This is a genomic window from Caldovatus aquaticus, assembly GCF_019458025.1.
GTDB classification, from domain to species: Bacteria; Pseudomonadota; Alphaproteobacteria; order Acetobacterales; family Acetobacteraceae; genus Caldovatus; species Caldovatus aquaticus.
In genome coordinates this window covers 42,269-51,682 of record NZ_JAHZUY010000019.1, presented here as the reverse complement: position 1 = coordinate 51,682, position 9,414 = coordinate 42,269, and the positions used below count along the sequence as shown (strand labels likewise).

Below are 9,414 nucleotides of genomic sequence, written 5' to 3'. Positions count from 1 at the left end.
CGCAGGCGACGAGGGCGGCGAGGATGCGCTGCCAGAGCCCGCGTTGGCTCCAGCGGTTCCAACGGTTGAAGACGGTGGCGTATGGCCCCTATTCCGGCGGCAGGGCGCGCCAGCGGCAGCCTTCGCGGAAACGGTGCACGATGCCGCCGATCCCCCGCCGGTCGTCCACGCGCCGCGGCCCGGTGTGGACCATCGCCGGATGCGGCTCGCTCGCCGCCCACGGCACGTCGCTCAGCCCGAACAGGCGCGACACCCTTCATCTCCCGCCGTTGGGCAGGGCGAATCACCGCACCGTTCCCACGGCAATTGGGTACAGACCCTAGCGCCGTTCCCGCCCGGCCGTGCCCGCCGCCACGGCCCGGGCCTGCCGTCCGCGGCCGTCTCTAGCGCGCGCCGCCGTCGGCCCGCGCCTTCGCGATCGGCGCGATGAATTGCGGCTCGGTGTCCCAGGGGAACAGGATCCAGGTGTCCTGGCTGACCTCGGTGATGAAGGTGTCCACCAGCGGCCGGCCCTGGGGCTTCGCGTACACCGTGGCGAAGTGCGCCTTCGGCAGCAGCGCCCGCACCACCTTCGCGGTGGTGCCGGTGTCCACCAGGTCGTCCACCAGCAGCCAGCCGGCGCCGTCGCCCGCGGCGGCGGGCAGCTTGGCGACGCGGGGCGCGCCCCGCGCCTCCTCCTCGTAGGTCAGCACGGAGACGGTCTCGATCACCCGGCATTCCAGCTCCCGCGCCACGATCGCGGCCGGGATCAGCCCGCCGCGGGTGATCGCGATGACCCCCCGGAACGGCCCCAGGCCGACCAGGCGCCAGGCGAGCGCCTTCGAATCGCGGTGCAGCTGGTCCCAGGTGACGGTGTAGTAGCGCGGCGAGGCGGGCGACATGCGGCGCCTCAGAACAGCCGCCCGCCGTCGGGCACCTTGAAGTCGGGCCGGATCAGCACGACCGCCCCGTTCTCGTCCGGCACGCCGAGCACCAGCACCTCGCTCTCGAAGCCCGCGATCCGGCGCGGCGGGAAGTTCACCACCGCCAGCACCTGCCGCCCGATCAGCCGGTCCGGCGTGTAATGGGTGGTGAGCTGGGCCGAGGACCGCCTTACCCCCAGCGCGGCGCCGAAATCCACCCACAGCTTGACGGCCGGCTTGCGTGCCTCCGGGAAGGGCTGCGCGTCCACGACGGTGCCGACGCGGATCTCGACCCGCTCGAAATCCTCGGTGGTGATCTGCCCGGCCATGGACAGGATCTAGCCCATCGGGCGGGGGAGCCGGAAGGCCGGGCGAATCGAAATCGGCGGCGGGGGGCGCGCCCGGCTCGCCCGCCACCCGGGCGGGGCGGCGCCGTCCGGCCGGGACCCGCCCGCGCCGGAGCGGGATTGCCCGGCGGCGCCCGCCGGCCGGCGCCCGGCAGGGGGACCGGCCCCGCCCGACGGCCGTCCCGCGCGGGCCGCATCCGTCCCCGCCGCGTTTCGCGCTTGCCCGATTTTCCGTACGATCCGCTATGGTTATGTGATGCGTCTGCCCCGATCCCTCCACCAGGGCCTGCTCCGCGGGCTGCTCCTGATCCTGCTGTTCGGTCCGCTTGCCGCCTGCGCCACCGCCGGCGGGAACGGCAACGGCACCGCCGGCGGCGCCTCGGCCGCCTCGGCCGACGAGGAGCCGACCGATCCCGGCGACCCGAACGAGCGGCTGAACCGCGGCGTGCTCGACTTCAACCTCGCCGTGGACGACGCGGTGATCCTGCCGGCCGCCCGCGCCTACCGCGCCGTGGTGCCGGAATTCGCCCGCGTGCGCATCCGCCGCTTCCTCGACAACCTCGAGGAGCCGCGCGTGCTGGTGAACAACGTGCTGCAGGGCCGGCTGGAGGACGCCGGCCACACCACCATGCGCTTCTTCTTCAACTCGACGGTCGGGCTCGGCGGCCTGTTCGACGTCGCGACGGACTGGGGCATCGCGCGGCGCACCGGCGATTTCGGCCAGACGCTCTACGTCTGGGGCATTGCCGAATCGCCCTATCTCGTGCTGCCCATCGCCGGGCCGTCGAGCGTGCGCGACACGGTCGGGCTGGTCGGCGACGGCTTCCTCAACCCGCTCAACTGGCTGATCCCGTGGGAGGCGAACCTCGCCCGCGGCGCCGTGGCCGGGCTCGACCTGCGCGAGCAGAACATCGAGTCGTTCGAGAGGCTGCGCGAGGAATCGCTCGACCTCTATGCGCGGCTGCGGAGCATCTGGCGCCAGCGGCGGGCGGCCGAGCTGCGGCGCTCCCTCGCCGCGGGCGGGGCGGCCGAACCCGGCGAGGCGCCGCCCCAGGTGCTGGAGGATCCCGGCGCGACCCGCCCCCCGCCCGCGGGGCCGGGAGCGGGGTCCGGCCCGCGCTGACCGGCCAGGCGCCGCGAAGGCCCCGCGCCGTCCTGCCCGGCGGCGTCCGCGCCGACGCCGCCCGCTCCCTGTCCGGGCCGGTCCCGCGCCCGGCCGGCCGTCCCCGATCGGCGCCGGAGCGGATCGCGGAGGGCCCGAACCGACCGGGAGCGCGAATCCGCCCGACAGACAGCAGACCGGAGCCGTTGCCGCGCGCACAGCCGAGCGGAAACGGCGCTAGCCGCGCAGCAACGCCTCGCTGCGGCGGCGGAGTTCGGCGGCCAGGCGCTCCGGCCCGCCCTCGCGCAGGATCGTGGCGAACTCCGCCCGGCGGGAGGCGAGCTCGCTGATGGTCCCGGTCAGGTAGACGTCCACGATCTTCCACGCGCCATCGGCGCCCTGGCGCAGCAGGTAGTTGAGCTGCACCGGCTCGCCGTCGCTCCGGTTCAGCGTCGTGCGCACCAGCCGGTCGCCGCCGCGCAACTCGGTCACGCCGTGGGTGGTGAAGGTCTCGCCGGAGTAGCCGTCGAACCGGGCGGCGTAGGTGGCGACGGACCAGTCGGCGAAGGCCTCCGCGACCGCCGCCTGCTGCGCCGGGGTCATCCGGGTCCAGGCCGGGCCGACGGCGATCCGCGCCATGGCGGGCAGGTCGAAGGCGGCCTCCATCGCCGGCCGCAGGCGCCGCTCGCGGCCGCGCGGGCCGAGCTGCCGCGCATGGCGCATGACGTCGAGCAGCACGGCGTGGAAGCGCTCGACGACGGCGACCGGGTCGGCCGCCGGACCGGCGGCTGCGCCGCCGGCCTGGGCAGCGGCGCGACGGAACCGGGCGGCGGCGCAGGCGGCGGCCGCGGCGGCGCCGAGCAGGACGGGGCGGCGGCGTGGATCGGGACGGATCATGGCCGGGGGCATAGCACGGGCGGCGCCGCGCGAGACTGGACACCGGCACCGCCCCCGGCGACACCTGCGGCGGAGCCCCCGCCCCGCGGAGACCATGCCCGAACGCGTGCTGCTCACCGGCGCCACCGGCTTCCTCGGCTCGGCCATCGCGCGCGCCCTGCGCGCGACCGGCCGGCCGGTGCGCGCCCTGGTCCGGCCCGGCACCCCCCGCCTGCTGCTCGAAGGGCTGGAGGTGGAGGTGGTGCCCGGCGACCTGCTCGATCCCCCCTCGCTCCGCGCCGCCGCGTCCGGCTGCGCGGCGGTGATCCACTGCGCCGCCGACTACCGCCTCTGGGTCCCCGACCCCGCCCGCATGGAGCAGGTCAACGTCGCCGGCACCCGCGCCCTGATGCGGGCGGCGCTCGCGGCCGGGGCGGAACGCGTCGTGCACGTCAGCAGCGTCGCCACCCTGAAGCCCCGCCCCGACGGCACCCCGGCGGACGAGACCGACGCCGCCCGGCCGGAGGAGGCGATCGGCCCCTACAAGCGCAGCAAGACCCTCGCCGAGCGCGTCGTGGAGGCGATGGTGCGCGAGGAGGGCCTGCCGGCGGTGATCGTCAACCCCTCGACCCCGGTCGGGCCGCGCGACCGGCGGCCGACGCCGACCGGGCGGGTGATCCTCGAGGCCGCGCGCGGCCGCATGCCGGCCTATGTGGACACCGGCCTCAACCTCGCCCACGCCGACGACGTCGCCGCCGGCTGCGTCTCGGCGCTGGAGCGCGGCGCGGTCGGCGAGCGCTACATCCTCGGCGGCCAGGACGTCGCGCTCGGCGACCTGCTGCGCCACATCGCGCGCCGGGCGGGACGACGCGATCCGGTGCGCCTGCCGCGCGCCCCGCTCTGGCCGCTCGCGCTCGCCGCCGAGGGCTGGGCACGCCTCTCCGGGCGCGAGCCGATGCTGACCCGCGACGGGCTGCGCATGGCGGCGCGGCGGATGTTCTTCTCCAGCGCCAAGGCGGAGCGCGAACTGGGCTACCGGGCGCGCCCCTGGACCGAGGGGGTGGACGACGCCCTCGCCTGGTTCCGCGCGCAGGGGATGCTGGCGCGATGAGCCTCGCAGTCGCGCTCGCGGCGGCCCTCGCCTGGGCGGTGCTGCTCCTCGGCCGCGGCGGCTTCTGGCGCTGCGACGTCACCGACCGCGACGCCGCCTCGCTGCCGGAGCCGGCCGGAAGGTGGCCCGCGGTGGCGGTGGTGGTCCCGGCGCGCGACGAGGCGGAGACGATCGGCGCCACCGTCGCGAGCCTTCTCGCGCAGGACTATCCGGGACCGCTGCGGATCGTGGTGGTGGACGACCGCAGCCGCGACGGCACCGCCGCGGCCGCGCGCGCGGCCGCGGGCGGCGACCCGCGGCTCGAGGTCGTCCGCGGCGCGGCGCGCCCCGCCGGCTGGACCGGCAAGCTCTGGGCGCTGCGCCAGGGCCTGGCCCGCCTCGCCGGCGCGCCGCCCGCCGACTACCTGCTCTTCACCGACGCCGACATCCGTCACGCGCCGGACAGCCTGCGCCGCCTGGTGGCGCGGGCGGAGGCGGGCGGCGCCGTGCTGGTCTCGCTGATGGCGCGGCTCCGGTGCGAAAGCCCGGCCGAGCGGGCACTGATCCCGGCCTTCGTGTTCTTCTTCCAGATGCTCTATCCGTTCCGCTGGGCTAACGACCCCCGCGCCCGCACCGCCGCCGCCGCCGGCGGCTGCGTGCTGCTGCGCCGCGCCGCCTTCGAGCGCGCCGGCGGCCTCGAGCCGATCCGCGGCGCGATCATCGACGACTGCGCGCTGGCCCGGCGGATGAAGGCGGTGGGGCCGATCTGGATCGGCCTCACCGACCGCGTGGCGAGCCTGCGCGGCTATGCCGGCGTGGGCGGCATCCGCCGCATGGTCGCGCGCACCGCCTATGCACAGCTCGGCTACCGTCCGCTGGCGCTGGCAGGGATGCTGCTCGCGCTGGCGCTCGTGTTCCTGGCGCCGCCGGCGCTCGCCCTCTCGGGCGCCGGCGCGGCGCGCACGCTCGGCGCGGCGGGCTGGCTCGCCATGGCCGGCGCCTTCGTCCCGATCGCGCGCTTCTACGGGCTCTCGCCGGCCTGGAGCCTGGCGCTGCCGGGCATCGCCGCGGCCTACATGCTGTTCACCCTGGACTCGGCCTGGCAGGAGGCGCGCGGGCGCGGCGGCCTGTGGAAGGGCGAGCCGGGGCCGCGGGCGGATCCGTCGCGCGCCGCCGACGGCTGATCCCGTCGCGCCGGTCCGGCGGCGCGCGCCGCAGCCGCGGCGGCCATCCCTTGGGCGTTCCCCGCCCCCGGTCCCTTCCGGCGCGCTCGCGCCCCGGGCTATGGTGGCCGGCCCAGGGACGGACCAGCGTGTCGAAGATCCAGGATCTTTCCTCGGCGGCGCCTGCCGCGCCGGCCGACCTCCTCGGCCGCGACCCGCTCGATGCGGCGATCGCGCGCGGCGCCGCCGCCCTGCTCGCGGCCCAGCGCCCGGACGGGCACTGGGCCTTCGAGCTCGAGGCCGACGCCACCATCCCGGCCGAATACGTGCTGCTGCGCCACTTCCTCGGCGAGCCCGACCCGCCCGAGCGCGAGGCCCGCTTCGCCCGCTACCTCCGCCGCCTGCAGTCGCCGGAGCACGGCGGCTGGCCGCTGTTCCACGGCGGCGCGCTCGACGTCTCCTGCAGCGTGAAGGCCTACTTCGCCCTCAGGCTGATCGGCGACGACCCCGGGGCGCCGCACATGCGCCGCGCCCGCGAGGCGATCCTCGCCGCCGGCGGCGCGGCGCGCTGCAACGTCTTCACCCGCATCGCGCTCGCCCTGTTCGGCGAGGTGCCCTGGCGCGCGGTGCCGGTGATGCCGCCGGAGATCATGCTGCTGCCGCGGTGGTTCCCGTTCCACATCGCGAAGATCTCCTACTGGGCGCGCACGGTGCTGGTGCCGCTCCTGGTGGTGATGGCGCACCGCCCGCGCGCCGCCAACCCGCGCGGCGTGAGCGTCCGCGAGCTGTTCCTCGTGCCGCCCGAGCAGGTGCGCCGCTGGCCCGGCGGCGGGCACGAGAGGGAGCCGTGGGCCGGCCTGTTCCGCGCCCTCGACCGGGTGCTGCAGCCGGCGCAGCGCCTGTTCCCCGCCGGGCCGCGCCGGCGCGCCGAGGCGCTCGCCGAGCGCTTCGTCACCGAGCGGCTGAACGGCGAGGACGGCCTCGGCGCCATCTTCCCCGCCATGGTCAACGCGCTGCTGATGTACCGCTGCCTCGGCGCCACGGCGGACGATCCGCGCCTGCTCGCCGCCCGCGCCGCGATCGAGAAGCTGGTGACCGAGCGCGCCGACGGCGAGATCTACGTCCAGCCCTGCCTCTCGCCGGTGTGGGACACCGCGCTCGCCTGCCACGCGCTGCTCGAGACCGGCGAGCCGCGCGCCGCGGAGGCCGCGCGCGCCGGCCTCTCCTGGCTGCTGCCGCGCCAGGTCCTGGACGTGGCCGGCGACTGGGCCTGGCAGCGCCCCGGCGTGCGGCCGGGCGGCTGGGCCTTCCAGTACGCCAACCCCCACTATCCGGACGTGGACGACACCGCCGCCGTCGCGCTCGCGCTCGACCGCGCGCGGCGCTCCGGCCTGCTGCGCGGCCCCGAGGTGGACCGCGCGATCGCGCGCGCCGAGGAATGGGTGCGCGGCATGCAGTCGCGCGGCGGCGGCTGGGGCGCCTTCGACGCCGACAACGAGCACCACGCGCTCAACAACATCCCCTTCGCCGACCACGGCGCGCTGCTCGACCCGCCGACCGCGGACGTGACCGGCCGCTGCCTCGCCCTGCTCGCCCAGCTCGGCCGCGGGCCGGAGGACCCCGCGCTGGCGCGGGCGCGCGACTGGCTGCTCGGCGAGCAGGAGTCCGACGGCTCCTGGTACGGCCGCTGGGGCGTGAACTACGTCTATGGCGCCTGGTCGGTGGTGACGGCGCTGAACGCGGCCGGCGTGCCGCCGGAGGCGCCGCCGCTGCGGCGCGCGGTCGCCTGGCTGAAGGCGCACCAGAACCCCGACGGCGGCTGGGGCGAGGACGGGGCGAGCTACGCGCTCGGCCCGGAGCGGCCGCGCGCGGCGCCGAGCACCGCCTCGCAGACCGCCTGGGCGCTGCTTGCGCTGATGGCGGCCGGCGCGGTGCAGGACGAGGCGGTGGAGCGCGGCGCCGCCTTCCTGCTGCGCGCCCAGCGGCCGGACGGGACCTGGCCGGAGGAGGCCTACACCGGCACCGGCTTCCCGCGCGTGTTCTATCTGCGCTACCACGGCTACCCCCAGATCTTCCCGCTCTGGGCGCTGGCCCGGCTGCGCAGCCTGCGACGCGGCAATTCGCGCGCGGTGCCGCACGGGCTGTGACGCCGCCCGCGCCGCTCCTGGTCGTCGTCGGCCTGCGGCGCGAGGCGGCGCTGCTGCCGGAGGGGGTGGCGGTGGTCTGCACCGGGGGCGATCCGCGCCGGGCGGCGCGGCTGCTCGCGGCCCGGGGCGGCGCCGGCGCGGTGCTCAGCTTCGGCCTCGCCGGCGCCCTCGATCCGGCGCTGGGTCCCGGCACCCTGCTCGCCGCCACCGAGATCCGCAGCGCCTGCGGCGCGGTCCATCCGGCCGATCCCGCCTGGTCCGCCCGGCTCGCCGCCGTCACCGGGGCGCGGCGCGGCCCGCTCGCCGGCGCCGGAGCGGTCGCCGCCACGCCGGAGGCCAAGCGCGCGCTGCGTGCGGCGACCGGCGCGCTCGCCGTGGATCTCGAATCGGAGCCCGCTGCCGCCTTCGCCGCGGCGCGCGGCGTTCCCTTCGCCGCGCTGCGCGCCGTCGCCGACACCGCCGCGGAACCCATCCCGCCCGCGGCCCTCGCCGGCGTCGCCCCCGACGGCCGCGCCGCCCCGCTCGGCGTGCTGTGCGCGCTCGCGCGCCGCCCCGGCGACCTCGCGGACCTGCTCCGCCTTGCCCGGCGCAGCCGGGCGGCGCTCGCCGCGCTCGCGCGCGCGGCCGCGCTACTCGGCCGCGATCTGGGGTGCCGCGCGCCCGCGCTTCTGCCGCTCCTCCTCCTCGGCGAGCGCCTGCTCGACATGGCGTGAGAACACGTAGCGCGCCGGGCGCTGGCCCTCGAGCGGGATCTCGGGCGCCATCGGCCCCGCGGTGCGCGGCCCCCGCAGCGCCGCCCACAGCGCCTTCCACGGCCGCCGCGCCGCGTCCATCACCGCCGTCGCCTCGTATCCGGAGTGCACCATGCAGTCGGCGCACTTCTCGTAGTTGCCGGTGCCGTAGGCGTCCCAGTCGGTCTCCTCCATCAGCGCGCGGAAGCTCTTCGCGTAGCCCTCGCCGAGCAGGTAGCAGGGGCGCTGCCAGCCGAAGACGTTGCGCGTCGGGTTGCCCCAGGGCGTGCAGCGGTAGCTCTGGTTGCCGGCGAGGAAGTCGAGGAACAGCGGCGAGTTGCCGAACCGCCAGCCGCGCCCCTTGCCGCGGGCGAAGATCGCCCGGAACAGCTCCTTGGTGCGGCGCCGGTTGAGGAAGTGCTCCTGGTCCGGCGCGCGCTCGTAGGCATAGCCCGGCGAGACCATGATGGCGTCCACGCCCATCGCGGTGACGTCGTCGAAGAAGCGCGCCATGCGATCGGGGTCGGCGTTGTTGAACAGCGTGCAGTTGATCGCGACGCGGAAGCCCTTCTCGCGCGCCGCCTTCAGCGCCTTCACCGCGCGGTCGTAGACGCCCTTCCGGCTCACCGCCCAGTCGTGCTGCTCGCGGTCGCCGTCGAGGTGGATGTCGAGGGTGAGGCGCGGATGCGGCCTGAACTTGTCGAGCTGCTTCTCGAGCAGCAGCGCGTTGGTGCAGAGGATCACCACCTTGCCGCGCGCCAGGCACCCCTCGACGATGCGCGGCATCTCCTTGTGCAGCAGCGGCTCGCCGCCGGCGATCGCCACCACCGGCGCGCCGCACTCGTCCACCGCCTCCATGCACTCCTCGTAGGAGAGGCGGCGGTCCAGGATCGGGTCGGGATAGTCGATCTTGCCGCAGCCGGCGCAGGCAAGGTTGCACCTGAACAGCGGCTCCAGCATCAGCACCAGCGGATAGCGCGTCCGCCCCTTCAGGCGCTGGCGCAGGATGTAGGCGCCGATGCGGAGCTGCTGCGCGAGGGGAATGCCCATGGCGCG

Annotated in this window: 10 protein-coding genes; 5 read left to right on the top strand and 5 right to left on the bottom strand. The window is 76.5% G+C overall.

Translation table 11 applies throughout. The annotated features are described in order from the left end of the window. Positions 1-88 precede the first annotated feature (88 nt). The 3 genes from K1J50_RS09345 to K1J50_RS09335 all read right to left on the bottom strand — a co-directional run bounded on the left by K1J50_RS09345 (position 89) and on the right by K1J50_RS09335 (position 1,231). Positions 89-253 carry a transposase gene (locus tag K1J50_RS09345; protein ID WP_220116431.1) on the bottom strand — a complete coding sequence of 55 codons (165 nt, stop codon included), beginning with the start codon at positions 251-253 and terminating at the stop codon, positions 89-91. A 130-nt stretch (positions 254-383) separates the two neighbouring features. Further along, a complete protein-coding gene (gene gpt, locus K1J50_RS09340) occupies positions 384-881 on the bottom strand; it encodes a xanthine phosphoribosyltransferase (protein ID WP_220117439.1) in 498 nt (165 codons plus the stop codon). Between the two features lie 8 nt (positions 882-889). Further along, positions 890-1,231 (bottom strand): tRNA-binding protein, encoded by a 342-nt coding sequence (locus K1J50_RS09335; RefSeq protein ID WP_220117438.1) that lies wholly within the window; start codon positions 1,229-1,231, stop codon positions 890-892. A 274-nt stretch (positions 1,232-1,505) separates the two neighbouring features. Between K1J50_RS09335 and K1J50_RS09330 the strand changes: the two genes are divergently transcribed. Continuing rightward, a complete protein-coding gene (locus tag K1J50_RS09330; protein ID WP_220117437.1) occupies positions 1,506-2,372 on the top strand; it encodes an MlaA family lipoprotein in 867 nt (288 codons plus the stop codon). Positions 2,373-2,588: 216 nt separating this feature from the next. On the opposite strand, the gene K1J50_RS09325 is transcribed toward K1J50_RS09330, so the two are convergent. Beyond that, a complete protein-coding gene (locus tag K1J50_RS09325) occupies positions 2,589-3,248 on the bottom strand; it encodes an ABC transporter substrate-binding protein (protein ID WP_220117436.1) in 660 nt (219 codons plus the stop codon). 94 nt (positions 3,249-3,342) lie between these two features. On the opposite strand from K1J50_RS09325, the gene hpnA reads away from it, so the two are divergent. From hpnA to K1J50_RS09305, 4 genes are all read left to right on the top strand, one after another. After that, a complete protein-coding gene (hpnA, locus tag K1J50_RS09320) occupies positions 3,343-4,338 on the top strand; it encodes a hopanoid-associated sugar epimerase (RefSeq protein WP_220117435.1) in 996 nt (331 codons plus the stop codon). After that, positions 4,335-5,501, top strand: a complete 1,167-nt coding sequence (locus tag K1J50_RS09315) for a glycosyltransferase (protein ID WP_220117434.1) — start codon at positions 4,335-4,337, stop codon at positions 5,499-5,501. Before hpnA ends, K1J50_RS09315 begins: the two co-directional genes overlap by 4 nt. Before the next feature lie 137 nt (positions 5,502-5,638). Further along, the gene (shc, locus tag K1J50_RS09310) at positions 5,639-7,627 is read left to right on the top strand and encodes a squalene--hopene cyclase (protein ID WP_220117447.1); all 1,989 of its coding nucleotides are present in this window, start codon (positions 5,639-5,641) and stop codon (positions 7,625-7,627) included. Next, the gene (locus K1J50_RS09305; RefSeq protein ID WP_220117433.1) at positions 7,624-8,340 is read left to right on the top strand and encodes a phosphorylase family protein; all 717 of its coding nucleotides are present in this window, start codon (positions 7,624-7,626) and stop codon (positions 8,338-8,340) included. The genes shc and K1J50_RS09305 overlap by 4 nt, the downstream gene beginning before the upstream one ends. On the opposite strand, the gene hpnH is transcribed toward K1J50_RS09305, so the two are convergent. After that, entirely contained in the window at positions 8,257-9,408 is a 1,152-nt protein-coding gene (gene hpnH, locus K1J50_RS09300; RefSeq protein WP_220117432.1) for an adenosyl-hopene transferase HpnH, read from the bottom strand. The two genes, K1J50_RS09305 and hpnH, sit on opposite strands and share 84 nt — an antisense overlap. Between the last annotated feature and the right edge of the window lie 6 nt (positions 9,409-9,414).